This window comes from Mycobacterium intermedium, from assembly GCF_002086275.1.
GTDB classification, from domain to species: domain Bacteria; phylum Actinomycetota; class Actinomycetes; order Mycobacteriales; family Mycobacteriaceae; genus Mycobacterium; species Mycobacterium intermedium.
On the sequence record NZ_MVHT01000006.1, the window covers coordinates 24,131 to 39,418 of the forward strand.

The following is a 15,288-nucleotide window of genomic DNA, read 5'->3' on the forward strand; positions in this document are numbered from 1 at the left end:
CGCGAGCCAGGCGCCCGTCCGCTACCAGTTGAAAGCAACTGTTGGGTATCAATCTGGACCACGGGCGGCTACACCACAGGTTCATGCGCCACCATGGACAAATGCATGCGCGGCCCGGAGTGGGGGTGTGTCCCGTTCCCATGAACTCCGAGCCCACGGATTCCGAGCACAGCAACCGCGAGCACAGTGCTTGGGGCTACCTCCCGCCCACCAGTTTCCGCGCCCGTCGTTCGGCGCTGTCGAACGCGCAGCGCGAAACGTGGGATCGGCTGTGGCCACGGCTCGGGATGCAGGCCCCGTCGCACACCCAGGCCGCGGAGCCGACACCGCGCGAGCCGTTGGACACCAAAACCTGGTTCGGCCGCGAGGCACCGCTGGTCCTCGAGATCGGCTGCGGCTCGGGTACCTCAACGCTGGCGATGGCGCAGGACGAGCCGAACATCGACGTCATCGCGGTGGAGATCTATCGGCGCGGGCTGGCCCAACTGCTGTGCGCGATCGACAGTGCCGGGGTGGAAAACATCCGGCTGATCCGTGGCAACGCCCTCGACGTGCTGCAACACCTGATCGGCCCGGAGTCACTCACCGGTGTGCGGGTGTTCTTCCCCGACCCCTGGCCCAAAGCCCGCCACCACAAGCGCCGCTTGCTGCAGCCGGCGACGGTTGCCTTGATCGCTGACCGGCTACTCCCGGGTGGTGTCCTGCATGCTGCGACCGACCACCCCGGCTACGCCGAACACATCGCCACAGTCGGTGACGCCGAACCCCGACTCGTTCGCGTGGACCCCGGTTCCGAAGCGCTGCCGATCTCTGTTGTCCGCCCCACCACCAAGTACGAGTCGAAAGCCCACGAGGCGGGCAGCGCCGTCGCCGACTATGTATGGAAGAAGCGGGGGCAAGTGACACAATCCGGAGACCAGAACGCCCCATGAGCCTCACCGAAGAAGTGACCGTACAGCCGCCCGAACCACTCGTTCAGCCGGCGTTGACCCCCGAGGGTCTGGCCCCCGAAGGCCTGGCCGGCATCCCCAAGCCGGTGGGGCGCGTCCTGCTGGTCTGGGATGCCCCCAATCTCGACATGGGCTTGGGCTCGATTCTCGGGCGCCGGCCGACGGCCCTGGAGCGTCCCCGCTTCGACGCGCTGGGTCGTTGGCTGTTGGCTCGTACCGCCGAGTTCGCGTTGAGTCGCCCCGATGTCATTGTCGAACCCGAGGCGACCGTGTTCACCAACATCGCACCCGGCAGCGCCGAAGTGGTCCGGCCGTGGGTGGACGCACTGCGCAACGTCGGGTTCGCCGTCTTCGCCAAGCCGAAGATCGACGAGGACAGCGACGTTGACCGCGACATGCTTCAGCACATCGAGCGCCGCTACCGGGAGGGGCTCGCGGCGCTCATGGTGGCGTCGGCCGACGGGCAGGCGTTCCGCCAGCCGTTGGAAGAGGTCGCGCACGGCGGAACCCCTGTTCAAGTGCTCGGATTTCGTGAACACGCTAGTTGGGCGCTAGCGTCGGATAGCTTGGAGTTCGTCGACCTCGAGGACATCGCGGGTGTTTTTCGAGAACCGCTCCCGCGAATCGGCCTAGATTCGCTACCCGAGCAGGGCGCATGGCTGCAGCCGTTCCGGCCGCTGTCCTCGCTGCTGACCTCGCGTGGGTGACAAACGAACGCGTCTGACTCGACGCGACTGACAAGAACTGAAGAGCAATGCGCGGGTCGCTACAGATCCAGTAAGGAGCTTACGTGTTCGCCTGGTGGGGTCGAACTGTGTACCGGTACCGGTTCATCGTAATCGGGATCACGGTGGCACTGTGCCTCTTCGGCGGCGTCTTCGGGCTCAGTCTCGGCAAGCACGTCACGCAGAGTGGTTTCTACGACGAGGGCAGCGAGTCGGTAAAGGCGTCCATCCTGGGCGACGAAGTCTACGGCCGCGACCGGACGGGTCACATCGTCGCGATCTTCCAAGCCCCGGACGGCAAGACTGTCAACGATCCGGGGTGGTCGAAGAAGATCACCGACGAACTCAACAAGTTCGTCGAAGACCACCCCAACGAGGTCCTCGGCTGGGCCGGCTACCTGCGCGCGCCCGACAGCACCAGCCCAATCATCAAGGGCATGGCCACGGACGACAAGCACTACACGTTCGTGTCCATACCGCTGAAGGGTGACGACGACGACACCATTCTCACCAACTACAAGAAGATCGAACCGGCCCTGCAGAAGCTGGACGGCGGCACGGTTCAGTTGGCCGGCCTGCAACCGATCGCCAGCGCACTGACCGGCACGATCGCCACGGACCAGCGGCGCATGGAGGTCCTGGCGCTGCCGATGGTCGCGGTGGTGCTGTTCCTCGTGTTCGGAGGCGCGGTCGCGGCCTGCCTACCGGTCATGGTCGGCGGCTTGAGTATCGCGGGCGCTCTGGGCATCCTGCGTCTGATCGCGGTGTTCGGGCCGGTGCACTTCTTTGCCCAGCCCGTGGTGTCGCTCATCGGACTGGGTATCGCGGTGGACTATGGCCTGTTCGTGGTGAGCAGATTCCGAGAAGAGATCGCCGAGGGTTACGACACCGAGGCCGCAGTGCGCCGCACGGTGATGACGGCCGGCCGGACAGTGGTGTTCTCGGCGGTGCTGATCATGGCCTCGGGCGCGAGCCTGCTGTTGCTGCCGCAAGGCTTTGTGAAGTCGCTGACCTACGCGCTGCTCGCCGCGGTCGGCCTGGCCGCCATCCTGTCGATCACCCTGCTGCCGGCGGTGCTGGCCGTGCTGGGTCGACACGTCGACGCGCTCGGCGTCCGGACCGCGTTCCGGGTGCCCTTCCTCCGGGACTGGAAGGTTTCGCGCGCCTACCTGAACTGGCTGGCCGATCGGCTACAGAAGACCAAGACCCGCGAAGAGGTCGAGGCCGGCTTCTGGGGCAAGCTGACCAACTTCGTTATGAAGCGTCCGCTGGCGTTCGCCATCCCGATCTCCGTCGGAATGATCCTGTTGTGGATCCCGCTGGGCAACATGTCGCTGGGTGGCATGAGCGAGAAGTATCTGCCACCCAACAACGCGGCGCGGCTATCGCAGGAACACTTCGACACGCTCTTCCCCGGCTACCGGACCAATCCCCTGACGCTGGTCATCCAGACGACCGACGGCAAGCCCGTCAGCGACCAGCAGATCGCCGATGTGAGAAGCAAGGCGATGACGATCAGCGGGTTCATTGCGCCAAACAACAACCACGACGACATGTGGCAAGAACGGGCGCAGGCGCCGGGCGGCTCGAAGGATCCGACAGTACGCGTCTTGCAGAACGCGTTGGTCGACCCGGATGACGCCGCTGACAAGCTCCAAGAGCTACGTGCAATGACGCCTCCGAAGGGCATCAATGTCTATGTCGGCGGTACGCCCGCCCTGGAACAGGACTCAATTCACAGCCTGGTGGACAGGGCGCCGCTGATGGTGATCGTGCTGATCACCACCACCATGCTGCTGATGTTCCTGGCCTTTGGCTCGGTGGTGCTGCCGATCAAGGCGGCGGTGATGAGCGTACTGACACTCGGGTCCACCATGGGCATTTTGACCTGGATATTCATCGATGGGCACGGCTCCGGGCTGCTGAATTTCACGCCTACGCCCTTGATGGTGGTGATCATCGCTCTGGTAGTGGCGGTCGGCTACGGCCTCGCCACCGACTACGAGGTGTTCCTGGTCTCCCGCATGGTCGAAGCGCGAGAAAACGGCATGTCGACCCAGGAGTCCATCCGAATAGGTACGGCGACGACGGGTCGCCTGATCACCGCAGCCGCGCTGGTCCTTGCCGTGGTCGCCGGTTCGTTCGTGTTCTCCGACCTGGTGATGATGAAATACCTGGCGTTCGGGCTGATGGCCGCGCTGTTGCTGGACGCGACCGTGGTGCGGATGTTCCTGGTGCCGTCGGTGATGAAGCTGCTCGGTGACGACTGCTGGTGGGCGCCGCGCTGGATGCGCCGCGTGCAGAACCGCATCGGCCTGGGCGAGATCCAATTGCCCGACGAGCGCAAGTCCCCCGCCGGTGGCACCGGACGCGGCCCGCGCCCACCAGTCACCGCGGCGCTGGTCGCAGCGGGTGCCCACCCGCGGGCGCCGCACGACCCGACCCACCCCGGCGCCCTCGAGGCGCCGCAGCGGGCGCGCCCGAGCGCACTTCCGCAAGGCAGGACGACCCAGAACAGCCCGTCGGCCGCGCCCACCAACAAGCTGCCGGCTCCCCCCACCGGTCAGTCGCAAACCACTGAGCCACCGACGGCACGTCTGTCCGCGCCCGGCGGCGCGCAGCCCACCCGCGGTCCGCTCAACGCCGCCCCGCCGCCACCGCAGCCTCCATCGAGGCCCGCGCCGCCGCCGGCACCGCCGTCGGCCAGCGAGACCGGGAAGATGGCAAGTCCAGCCTCCAGCCCCGCCCGGACAGAGGCGGCCGACCGGACCGCAGCGATCCCGGCTCAACGGGCCGAGGGTGACGAGACCGAGGCGGCCACCGAGAAGTTCAACGCCCAGGCAGGCGGGGAGAACGGCACCGACAGCACCCGGCAGCGCCGTCGCGCGGGCGGCGGGTTGTCTGCCCAGGACCTGTTGCGTCGCGAGGGTCGGCTCTAGCCGCCCGGACTAGTCGTCATCGGGGCCGGCGCTGTCGGCCGGGCCGCCCTCGGGGTCGTCGGGTTTGGCCGCGACTATGGCCGTGTCGTTCTCGGCGTTACTGTCCACCTGCTCGGCGGCTTCCTCTTCGGGATCCTTGGCCAGCAACACCTGCATCGCGTTGTTCAGGAACGCGACCGTCGGGACCGCGAGCAGGGCACCCACAATGCCGGCGAGCACGCCGCCCGCGGCGATGGCCAGAACCACCGCCAACGGGTGAATCGACACCGCGCGGCCCATCACCAGTGGCTGCAGGATGTGGGCCTCGAGCTGGTTGACGATGATCAGCAGGGCGAGGGTCAGCAACGCATACAGCAGGCCCTTGGCCAGCAGCGCCACCACCACGGCCAGCAGACCCGATATGAGGGCACCGATGAGCGGCACGAAGGCGCCGAGGAACACGATGGAGGCCAGCGGCAACGCGAGCGGCACACCCATGATCGCCAGACCGGCGCCCACCCCGACCGCGTCGGTGAGCGCGACCAGGAACGTCGCCCGCACATATCCGGTCAGCGCCCCATATCCCGCGATCCCGGCTTCATGGACGCGGTCGCGGACATGAGCGGGGACCAATTTCTGCACGTACTGCCAGATATTGCGGCCGCCGTAGAGGAAGAAAATCAGGGTGAACAGGACCAGCACCGCGGCGGTCAGCAGTTCGGTGATGGTGGCCGCGGTGGACAGCGCGCCGCTGGTCAGCTTCGCCTGGTTGTCGCGCAGCGCATCGATGGCGGCGTTGCCCGCGTGTTCGATCTGTTCGCTGCGCACGTGCGCGGGGCCTTCCATCAACCACCTGCGACTGGTGTCGATGCTGCGCTCGACGTGTTTGACCAGATCGGGCAGACCCACGATGAATTCGGTGACGACGAACGTCAGGATGCCGCCCAGCACCGCGAAGCCGCCAAGGATGACCACTGTCACCGCCGCGCCACGTGGCAGCCCCTGCTTGTCGAGCCAGTCCACCGCGGGCACCAGCAACGCGCTGACCATCAGTGCCAGCAGCACCGGCACCACGATCACTTCCAGCTTGTCGATCACCCACAGCAACGCCAACGCGGCGGCCAGGATGACCAGCAGCCGCCACGACCACGCGGCGGCCTTACGGACCAGGGGGGATACCGATTCGTCGTCCAGCCTTGCCGACACTGGGCAAGCGTATCTGGCAAGGGGAATATCACCTGCGAGGGATGATGTGGGCCATGCCGGGTACTCACTGGCGTATGAGCGCGGCAATGGCACGAAGCGAAGAGTTCGGCGTAATCCGGCGCAACTGCGGTGAGACCGTGGTGCTGCAGGTCAGAGGTGCCCTGGACCAGATGACCGCGCCGTCGCTGGCAACCCATTTCGACTTGGCTCTGACGAATGCCCCGGCCGTCCTGGTCGTGGACCTGACCGACGTCGACTTCATGTCCTCGGCCGGCATCACCTTGCTCGTGGAGGCCAACCGTCTGACGGCGAAGATCCCCACCGCGTTGCGCGTGGCGGCCGACGGGCCGGCCACGGCTCGGCCGCTCAACATCGTCGGCATCGATCAGGTCATCGACGTGTACCCCACGTTGACGGACGCGATGCGCGGACGTTAGCCGCCCCTGGGCATCCGCATCGGCCGGCCCAGCACACCCCCGGCACGATCCGATCACGGCCCTGGAACGACCCTGACACGTCCGCGACGTGCAGGTATGGCCTCGCAACCTGCGCGGTTACCCTAAGTCGGTGTCGTATGACGCACCCATCCGAAAGCTCCGCCCCCGCCTGGGATTCCCGGCGGCTCGCGGCGGCGACGCCCCGCGCGGCAGGTACTGGTGGTTGCGGTGGGTGGTCCTCGGCATTGTGTCGATCACCCTGGCCGTCGAGGTGGCCCTGGGCTGGGACCAACTGGCCAAGGCGTGGCGCAGCATGTTCGAGGCCGATTGGTGGTGGCTGCTCGCGTCGATGGCGGCCGCGGCCGCCTCGATGCACAGTTTCGCCCAGATCCAACGCACGTTGCTGGCGTCGGCCGGCGTGCACGTCAAGCAACTGCGGTCCGAAGCGGCGTTCTATGCCGCCAACTCGTTGAGCACCACGCTGCCGGGCGGACCGGTGATCTCGGCGACGTTCCTGCTCCGCCAGCAACGCATCTGGGGCGCGTCGACGGTGGTGGCGTCGTGGCAGCTGGTGATGTCGGGTGTGCTGCAGGCGGTGGGATTGGCGCTGCTCGGTCTGGGCGGCGCACTTTTTCTGGGCGCCAAGAACAACCCGTTCTCGCTGCTGTTCACTTTGGGTGGCTTCGTCACGTTCCTGCTGCTGGCCCAGGCGGTCGCTTCGCGGCCGGAGCTGATCGAGGGAATCGGCGTCCGAATCTTGGTGCGGTTGAACTCGATTCGCGGCAAACCGGCCGACACCGGGCTGGCGAAGTGGCGCGAACTGCTGATGCAGCTCGAGTCGGTGAGCCTGAGCCGACGCGACCTGAGCGTTGCGTTCGGCTGGTCGCTGTTCAACTGGGTCGCCGACGTGGCCTGTCTGGGCTTCGCCGCCTACGCCGCGGGGGGTCATGCCTCGGTGGCCGGGCTGACGGTGTCCTATGCGGCGGCCCGCGCGGTCGGCACCATTCCGCTGATGCCGGGTGGCCTGCTGGTGGTCGAGGCGGTGCTGGTGCCCGGCCTGGTCTCGGCGGGCATGAGCCTGCCCAATGCCATCTCGGCGATGCTGATCTACCGGCTGATCAGCTGGCTGTTCATCGCCGCGATCGGTTGGGTGGTGTTCTTCTTCATGTTCCGCACGGAGAAGGCCGCCGACACGGATTCCGAAGACCCGCCCACCGATCCGGAACTACGGGTGCCCATCCAACGGGGCGCCGAGGATCCGGCCGAAAGCGCCCTGCAGGGTCCGTTACCGCCACTCGACCGGGAGCCGGAACCTTGACCGCGCGCGAGCGTGCGGGTCAGCGGGGATTGGTCCGCGCCGGTCCCGGCAGCGGACCGGTTGGCTGCCCAGCCGCCGGCGCGGTTGCCGGCGTGCCACCCGCCGCGGTTCCGCCGGCAGCGGTTCCGCCCAACGGCGACGTGCCCGGCGCGCCCTGCGGCAGGTTGGGCAAGCCGCCCGCGCCTTGGGCGGCCTGGGCCAGGCTGAGTGCCTGCGGCAGGGTGATCGGCAGCTTGCATTGCACCGACAGAACAGTCAGGGGCTGCGCGATCCCCTGCAGGTCGCCAGCGACTTTCGGGTTGGCCTCGAAGTAGCTTTTCACCGGCCCGAGCGATTGCGGACCGGCCTGCTGCTGCAGGGCCGACGTCATCACCTGGTTGGCGTCCGGATGCTCGTCCAGGTAGTCACCGGTCTTCTTGGCGACCGAGCCGACGGTCCGGGCGACTTCGCTGGCCTGGCACGGGTCCGGGGCGCCCGTCGCCGCGGGGGCGGCGAAAAGTGCGCTCCCGGCAGGGACTGCGGCTGCGGCGACAACGGCGAACAAGCCGCGGCGCATGGTCACAGTGCTTGGCTTCATGAATCACTCCTCAAGGGGTCGGCGCATGATCTCCCCCCACGCGCGGCCAAAGCTCATCCTGCCATCCCAAACGGTGTCGCCGCCAAGCCAAGCGAGTGCGGTGCCGGCCCGCCAACGGGCCGGCAACGGCCTGACAACGGCTCCGTAACGAACCCCCTGGTTCCGGACAAAAATCACGTCGTCGCAGCTCAGATACCGCAAACCCGGATAAATACATAGGTTGCTGGGGTAGGCTCGTCGCACGCGTTGAGCGAGCAATACGGGGAGTGCAGAAATCCAGCAGTTCATGATGCGGCTGAGCCGCAACCTGCGCAGATTTCGCTGGTTTGTCTTTACCGGCTGGTTGCTAGCACTGGTGCCGGCGATCTACCTCGCGCTGACGCAGTCGGGGAATCTCACCGGTGGTGGCTTCGAGGTCGCCGGGTCTCAGTCGCTGGCCGTGCATGACGAACTCGTCGCCCAATACCCAGACCTGGGCGCATCGTCGTTGGCTCTGGTGGCGGCACCCCGCCCAGACGCCAGTTACCAGGACATCAACGACGCGGTCGCGGAGCTCCGACGGATCGCCGGCGAAATCCCCGGCGTCACCGAGGCACCCAATCCCACTCAGCGGCCACCCCAGCCCGACCGGCCCTACGTGGTGTCACTGCGCCTGGACGCCCGCAACCCCGGCACCAGCGACGTCGCCAAGAAGCTGCGGCAAAAGGTGGGCATCACCGGTGACCGGGCCGGTGAAACCGCCAACGGTCGGGTGCGCCTGTACGTCATCGGTCAAGGCGCGTTGTCGGCCGCCGCGGCGGCGAACACCAAGCACGACATCGCCGCGGCCGAGAAGTGGAACCTGCCGATCATCCTGATCGTCCTGCTCGCGGTGTTCGGTTCGCTGGCGGCCGCGGCGATCCCGCTGGCCCTGGGCATCTGCACGGTCGTGGTGACCATGGGACTGGTCTATCTGCTGTCCATGCACACCACCATGTCGGTGTTCGTGACATCGACGGTGTCCATGTTCGGCATCGCGCTGGCCGTCGACTATTCGCTGTTCATCCTGATGCGTTTCCGCGAGGAGTTGCGCACCGGGCGGCAACCGCAGGACGCCGTCGACGCGGCGATGGCTACTTCCGGCCTGGCGGTGGTGCTGTCCGGGATGACGGTCGTCGCGTCGCTGACCGGCATCTACCTGATCAACACCCCGGCCCTGCGGTCGATGGCCACCGGCGCGATCCTCGCGGTCGCGGTCGCGATGCTGACGTCGGCGACGCTGACACCGGCGATCCTGGCCACGTTCGGCCGGGCCGCGGCCAAGAGGTCGTCGCTGCTGCACTGGTCGCGGCGCCCGGAAACCACCGTCTCGAGGTTCTGGACCCGCTGGGTCACCTGGGTCATGCGCCGGCCCTGGATGTCGGCGCTCGCCGCGTCGAGCGTCCTCCTCGTCATGGCGGCACCGGCGACGCAGATGGTGTTGGGCAACAGCTTGCTGCGTCAGTTCGACTCGGCGCACGAGATCCGGTCCGGTGTGGCGGCCGCATCCCACGCGCTGGGCCCCGGCGCGATGGGCCCGGTGCAGGTTCTGGTCACTTTCCCGGACGGCAACGCGTCGTCGCCCGAGCACGCCCAGATCCTCGCCGGGATTCGGCAGCACATGACGCAGGCACCCAACGTCGCCACGGTGGCGCCGCCGGAATTCGGCGACGACAACCGCAGCGCGCTACTGAACGCCGTCTTGACCGTCGACCCCGAAGACCTGGCGGCGCGGCAGACAGTCGATTGGATGCGCACTCACCTGCATGCGGTGTCTGGCATCGGAACCGCGCGCGTGGAGGTCGGCGGCCCCACCGCGCTGATCAAGGATTTCGATGAGCGCGTGTCGACGACGGAGCCGCTGGTATTGCTCTTCGTGGCGCTGATCGCCTTCTTGATGCTGCTGATTTCCATCCACTCGGTTCTGCTGGCGCTCAAAGGCGTGCTGATGACACTGCTCTCGGTGGCGGCGGCCTACGGGAGCCTGGTGATGATCTTCCAGTGGGGCTGGGCCGAGCGACTGGGCTTCCCCGCGCTCAATTCGATCGACAGCACTGTGCCGCCGCTGGTGCTGGCGATGACGTTCGGCTTGTCGATGGACTACGAGATCTTTTTGCTCGCCCGGATCCGGGAACGCTTCCTGCGCACCGGCCACACCCGCGACGCGGTCGCCTACGGCGTGAGCACCAGCGCTCGCACGATCACCAGTGCCGCCCTGATCATGATCGCCGTCTTCTGCGGGTTCGCCTTCGCCGGCATGCCCTTGGTCGCCGAGATCGGCGTCGCGTGCGCGGTGGCGATCGCCGTCGACGCCACCATTGTTCGTCTGGTGCTGGTCCCGGCCCTGATGGCGGTGTTCGCCAAGTGGAATTGGTGGCTGCCCGGCTGGTTGGGCCGGATTTTGCCATCGGTCGACTTCGACCGTCCGCTGCCCGACGTCGACCTCGGTGACGTCGTGGTCATTCCGGAGGACATCACCGCGACCGTCCCGCCCAGCGCCGACGTACGGATGGTGATCAAGTCCGCAGCGAGGCTGAAAACCCTTGCGCCCGACGCCATTTGCGTGTCGGATCCGCTGGCCTTCACCGGCTGCGGACGCACCCGGCCGGAGGCCGAGGAAGCGGCGAGCGACGAGCTGGTCCTCGCCTCCGCCGACAGAACCGAGGCACGCAGGAGCGTCGGCCAGGCGTATCGCACTGGCATCGGGCGGGCGAAGTCGTGGAGCGAGCGCCCGGTCCATCCGGTGACGGTGTGGCGCGGACGGCTGTCGGTGGCCCTGGACGCCTTACAAACAAGCGCAGCAACCCGCTCCACCTTCGCGCGGAGCAGTCCCGTCGAAACCACCAACGTTCAGCTCCCCACCGGCGACCGGCTCTCGATCCCGACCTGCGCCGAAGCACTGCGTCTCAAGGGCTACTTGATCATGTCCCGTAACAGCAGACGCGATTACGCCGAACTTGCAGACATGGTCGACGCTGTCGAGCCCGAGACCGCCGCGGCGGTGCTCGGTCACATGGACAGGTATTACTGTTGTCAACCACCCGGCTCCCGTGCGACGCGGCAATGGATGGCGACTCAGCTGGTTCGCCGACTGGCGGATCCTTGCCCGTCCGACCTGGACGCGGGGGAAGCCGAGCCGGAAGACAGGGCAAACTGGGAATTGGTCAGGCGACGCTGCCTGGCGGTGGCCGTAGCGATGCTGGAGGAGGCGAGGTGACGTTGGCAGCCGACCGCTGGAAGGGTGCATCCGCACCGCCGCCGCGCCGCCGCGGACCTCACGGAGAGCACAACGGTGACCGCCTCGAAGACCAGCCGGTGGAGTTCTGGTCCACCGCCGCGATCCGCGAGGCGTTGGAGAGCGGCGACATCGCCACGTGGAAGCGCATCGCCACCGCACTCAAGCGCGACCCGTACGGTCGGACGGCACGACAGGTGGAGGAAGTCCTGGCGGGTGCCCGCTACGGCATCTCCAAGGCGCTGTGGGAGGTGCTGGAACGCGCCCGCGCCCACCTGGCGGCCAACGAACGCGCCGAGGTGGCCCGGCACGTGAAGCTGCTCGTGGACCGGTCGGGCCTGAGCCAGCCGGAATTTGCGTCCCGCATCGGCGTCAGCCCCGACGACCTGACCGCCTACCTGGACGGCGCCGTCAGCCCGTCGGCGTCCCTGATGATTCGGATGCGACGGCTGTCGGACCGGTTCGTCCGGGTGAAGTCGACGACCGCCGAAGCCAACTGAGCCGGTCCGGTCAGCCGGTCCGGTCGCCCGGCTAGCGCGAGTTCAGCGGCGTCACATCCTCGACCAGCCAGTCATCGCCGCGCTTGGTCAACGTCACCCGCACCGCCGGAGCCGCCCGGCTGGTCTGCTCGCCGGGCGCGTTCTGCGTCACCCGCAGGATCACCGCCACGCTGGCCGCCGTCGGGCCGATCGCCTCAACCCCGGCCGACAGCGTCGTCGCCTGGGCGGTGACCTTGCGCTGGATCATCTCCTGGCTGGACTTGGCGTACTGCTGCTTGAACTCGTTGGCCCGCTCGGGCACCATCATCGCCGCCGCGCGATCCATCGAAGCCCCCGGCGCGCCCGGTGAGAACGACGCCACCGCCTCGGCTACTCCGCTGGCGATGCGGACCACCGTTCGGCTGTTCTCCTTGAACTCGCGGTCCGGCTTCGTCCAGTGGGTGTATCCGGTCACCACCGCCGCAGACAGCGCGGCGGCGGACAAGAAGGCGATCGCCAAGCGCAGTCCGGGGGCGTCGTCGTCGGTACCGACCGTCACCGCGTCACGGCGGAACAGAAAGAAGTTGACCGCCACTCCCTCGATGATCAGTAGCACCAAGGCCGTGCACGCCGATATCCACCACCACGGCCACACCAGCACATTGCCGATCGCCAGCAGCCCGGCGACCGCCGCCAACGGAGCCAGGATGTCGAAGGCCAGGAGCCGGAACGCGTTTCTCATTTGATCGACTCCAGCTTGGAGATCATCAGTTTGCCCTCGATGTCGGACACTTCGAGCCGCAGGTTCCAGTGCACGGTCTGCGGTTTTGCGCCGGCGTTCTCGGCGACGGACGTCGCCACCACCATCACCGAGTCCGCCCGACTGGCGAAGGCGGGCAGTTTGGTGGTCACCACCTGACGGGCCACGCCGGGTTGGGTGTCCAGGTCATGATGAACCGATTCGATGGCAACCGCTTCGATTCGGCCGACGCTTTGTGTCTGCAGCTTTTCCACCACCTGGCGGTAGGGCTGGACCGCCGCGTCGAAGTCGGTGTTGAGCTGTCCAACCGTGCCATCGCGCAGCTTCTGCAGGCTGGGGTTGACGTTGCCGGCGTTCATGTTGATCAGGACGTTCGTCCACTCGGCGGCGGCCTGCATGACCTTGGTCAGATAAATCCGCTCGCCGGAGTCTTCGCGGCGCGCCTGGTAAATCAGCACACCCAGCACAATCGCGACGATCGATACCACGCCGAGCACCGCCGAGGCGATGCCGTAGACGGTGAACGTCGGACCGGACTGTTCTTCGTCGGTGTCGTCGTCGTCCGCTTCCGGGTCCTCAGCACGGGCCACCTTGGTGGCTTCCTCCTGGTCAGGCATGGCCCGATCGTTGCACTCGAAAATAGGTGGAAGTATGGCGGGGTGACGTATGCCGCCATTCGCTCCGGTATCGACCTGAGCCATGTTGACCCCGACGCCCGCCCGCAAGACGACCTCTTCGGCCATGTCAACGGCCGCTGGTTAACCGAGTACGAGATTCCCGCGGACCGTGCCACCGACGGCGCCTTCCGTCAGCTTTACGACCGGGCCGAAGAGCAAGTGCGCGACCTGATCGTGGAGGCCAGCCGGTCCGGCGCCGCCGCGGGCACCGACGAGCAGCGCATCGGCGACCTCTACGCCAGCTTCCTCGACGAGGAAGCCGTCGAGCGCCGCGGCGTGCAACCCCTGCTCGACGAACTCGCCGGGCTCCAGGCCGCCACCGACCGCAGCGAGCTCGCCGGCGTGATCGGCGCGTTGCAGCGCACCGGGGTCGGCGGCGGCATCGGACTCTACGTGGACACCGATTCCAAGGACTCGACGCGCTACCTGGTGCACTTCTCGCAGTCCGGCATCGGACTGCCCGACGAGTCCTACTTCCGCGACGAGCAGCACGCCGCGGTGCTGGCCGCCTACCCGGGACATATCGCGCGCATGTTCGCCCTGGTCTTCGGTGGTGACGCCGCCGACCATGCGGAGACGGCGGCGCGCATCGTGGCGCTGGAGACGAAGCTGGCCGCCGCCCACTGGGACGTGGTCAAGCGCCGCGATGCCGACCTCACCTACAACCTGCGAACCTTTGCCGAGTTGCAGGACGAAGGGGCGGGCTTCGACTGGACCCGCTGGGTGCAAGGACTGGGTACCACGCCCGAAGCGGTTGCGGAACTGGTTGTGCGCCAGCCCGATTACCTCACCACCTTCGCCGAGCTGTGGACGAGCGAGGATCTCGAAGACTGGAAGCGTTGGGCGAGTTGGCGTTTGATCCGCTCACGGGCGCCCTGGCTGACCCGCGCCCTGGTCGAGGAGGACTTCGACTTCTACGGCCGCACGCTGACCGGCACCGAGCAGATCCGGGACCGCTGGAAGCGTGCGGTGTCACTGGTGGAGAGCCTGATGGGCGACGCCGTCGGAAAGCTCTACGTGGCAAAGCATTTCCCGCCGGACGCCAAGGCCCGCATCGACACCCTGGTGGACAACCTGCGCGAGGCGTATCGGATCAGCATCAGCGATCTGGACTGGATGACCCCCCAGACCCGCGAACGTGCCCTGGCCAAGCTGAGCAAGTTCACCGCGAAGGTGGGGTATCCGGCCAAGTGGCGGGATTACTCCAACCTGGTGATCGACCGCGACGACCTCTACGGCAACTACCAGCGTGGCTACGCCGTCAACCACGACCGGGAACTGGCCAAACTCGGCGGTCCGGTGGACCGGGACGAGTGGTTCATGACCCCGCAGACGGTGAACGCCTACTACAACCCGGGAATGAACGAAATCGTCTTTCCCGCAGCGATTCTGCAGCCCCCGTTTTTCGATCCGGACGCCGACGACGCGGCGAATTACGGCGGCATTGGCGCGGTGATCGGGCACGAGATCGGGCACGGTTTCGACGACCAGGGCGCCAAGTACGACGGCGACGGAAATCTGGTCGACTGGTGGACCGATGACGACCGCACCGAGTTCGCCGCCCGCACCAAGGCGTTGATCGAGCAGTACGAGGCGTACACGCCGCGCGGACTCAACAGCGGCCACCACGTGAACGGCGCGTTCACCGTCGGCGAGAACATCGGTGACCTCGGCGGACTGTCGATCGCGCTGTTGGCGTACCAGTTGTCACTGGGCGGCGAACCCGCACCGGTCGTCGACGGCCTCACCGGGGTGCAGCGGGTGTTTTTCGGCTGGGCCCAGGTGTGGCGGACGAAATCGCGGGACGCCGAAGCGATTCGGCGCCTGGCAGTGGATCCGCACTCGCCGCCGGAGTTCCGCTGCAACGGCGTGGTCCGTAACATCGACGCTTACTACGAGGCGTTCGATGTCGCCGAGACCGACGCGTTGTACCTGGAACCCGCCCGCCGCGTCCGCATCTGGAACTAACCATCTAACCGCGAGCAGAC

General features: G+C 67.1%; 12 protein-coding genes. 8 read left to right on the top strand and 4 right to left on the bottom strand.

All coding sequences use genetic code 11. The annotated features are described in order from the left end of the window. Nucleotides 1-83: 83 nt before the first annotated feature. The 3 genes from trmB to mmpL3 all read left to right on the top strand — a co-directional run bounded on the left by trmB (nt 84) and on the right by mmpL3 (nt 4,614). Nucleotides 84-932, top strand: coding sequence for a tRNA (guanosine(46)-N7)-methyltransferase TrmB (trmB, locus tag BST27_RS03515; RefSeq protein WP_069421457.1), 849 nt, complete (start codon nt 84-86; stop codon nt 930-932). Then, nucleotides 929-1,657 carry an NYN domain-containing protein gene (locus BST27_RS03520; protein WP_069421456.1) on the top strand — a complete coding sequence of 243 codons (729 nt, stop codon included), beginning with the start codon at nt 929-931 and terminating at the stop codon, nt 1,655-1,657. The genes trmB and BST27_RS03520 overlap by 4 nt, the downstream gene beginning before the upstream one ends. A gap of 83 nt (nt 1,658-1,740) precedes the next feature. Next, on the top strand, nt 1,741-4,614 hold the full coding sequence (mmpL3, locus tag BST27_RS03525; protein ID WP_069421455.1) for a trehalose monomycolate exporter MmpL3: 2,874 nt from the start codon (nt 1,741-1,743) through the stop codon (nt 4,612-4,614). A gap of 9 nt (nt 4,615-4,623) precedes the next feature. Here mmpL3 and BST27_RS03530 read toward each other — a convergent pair whose 3' ends face one another. Beyond that, nucleotides 4,624-5,799, bottom strand: a complete 1,176-nt coding sequence (locus BST27_RS03530; RefSeq protein ID WP_069421454.1) for an AI-2E family transporter — start codon at nt 5,797-5,799, stop codon at nt 4,624-4,626. An 86-nt stretch (nt 5,800-5,885) separates the two neighbouring features. Here BST27_RS03530 and BST27_RS03535 point away from each other — a divergent pair, with 86 nt between their 5' ends. Together BST27_RS03535 and BST27_RS03540 are read left to right on the top strand one after the other, a co-directional pair. Next, nucleotides 5,886-6,236 carry an STAS domain-containing protein gene (locus BST27_RS03535; protein ID WP_232007402.1) on the top strand — a complete coding sequence of 117 codons (351 nt, stop codon included), beginning with the start codon at nt 5,886-5,888 and terminating at the stop codon, nt 6,234-6,236. A 130-nt stretch (nt 6,237-6,366) separates the two neighbouring features. Continuing rightward, nucleotides 6,367-7,554, top strand: a complete 1,188-nt coding sequence (locus BST27_RS03540) for a lysylphosphatidylglycerol synthase transmembrane domain-containing protein (protein ID WP_069421471.1) — start codon at nt 6,367-6,369, stop codon at nt 7,552-7,554. Nucleotides 7,555-7,573: 19 nt separating this feature from the next. Here the strand turns inward: BST27_RS03540 and BST27_RS03545 are convergent, their stop codons facing one another. Then, nucleotides 7,574-8,131 carry a hemophore gene (locus BST27_RS03545; protein WP_069421452.1) on the bottom strand — a complete coding sequence of 186 codons (558 nt, stop codon included), beginning with the start codon at nt 8,129-8,131 and terminating at the stop codon, nt 7,574-7,576. 286 nt (nt 8,132-8,417) lie between these two features. On the opposite strand from BST27_RS03545, the gene BST27_RS03550 reads away from it, so the two are divergent. Both BST27_RS03550 and BST27_RS03555 read left to right on the top strand, forming a co-directional pair. After that, nucleotides 8,418-11,366, top strand: coding sequence for an MMPL family transporter (locus BST27_RS03550; protein ID WP_069421451.1), 2,949 nt, complete (start codon nt 8,418-8,420; stop codon nt 11,364-11,366). After that, a complete protein-coding gene (locus tag BST27_RS03555; RefSeq protein WP_069421450.1) occupies nt 11,363-11,884 on the top strand; it encodes a helix-turn-helix domain-containing protein in 522 nt (173 codons plus the stop codon). Before BST27_RS03550 ends, BST27_RS03555 begins: the two co-directional genes overlap by 4 nt. Before the next feature lie 31 nt (nt 11,885-11,915). Here the strand turns inward: BST27_RS03555 and BST27_RS03560 are convergent, their stop codons facing one another. Both BST27_RS03560 and BST27_RS03565 read right to left on the bottom strand, forming a co-directional pair. After that, nucleotides 11,916-12,605, bottom strand: coding sequence for a hypothetical protein (locus BST27_RS03560; protein WP_069421449.1), 690 nt, complete (start codon nt 12,603-12,605; stop codon nt 11,916-11,918). Further along, nucleotides 12,602-13,240, bottom strand: coding sequence for a hypothetical protein (locus BST27_RS03565; protein ID WP_069421470.1), 639 nt, complete (start codon nt 13,238-13,240; stop codon nt 12,602-12,604). The genes BST27_RS03560 and BST27_RS03565 overlap by 4 nt, the downstream gene beginning before the upstream one ends. Before the next feature lie 42 nt (nt 13,241-13,282). On the opposite strand from BST27_RS03565, the gene BST27_RS03570 reads away from it, so the two are divergent. Beyond that, nucleotides 13,283-15,268, top strand: a complete 1,986-nt coding sequence (locus tag BST27_RS03570; protein WP_069421448.1) for a M13 family metallopeptidase — start codon at nt 13,283-13,285, stop codon at nt 15,266-15,268. The last annotated feature ends 20 nt before the right edge of the window (nt 15,269-15,288 follow it).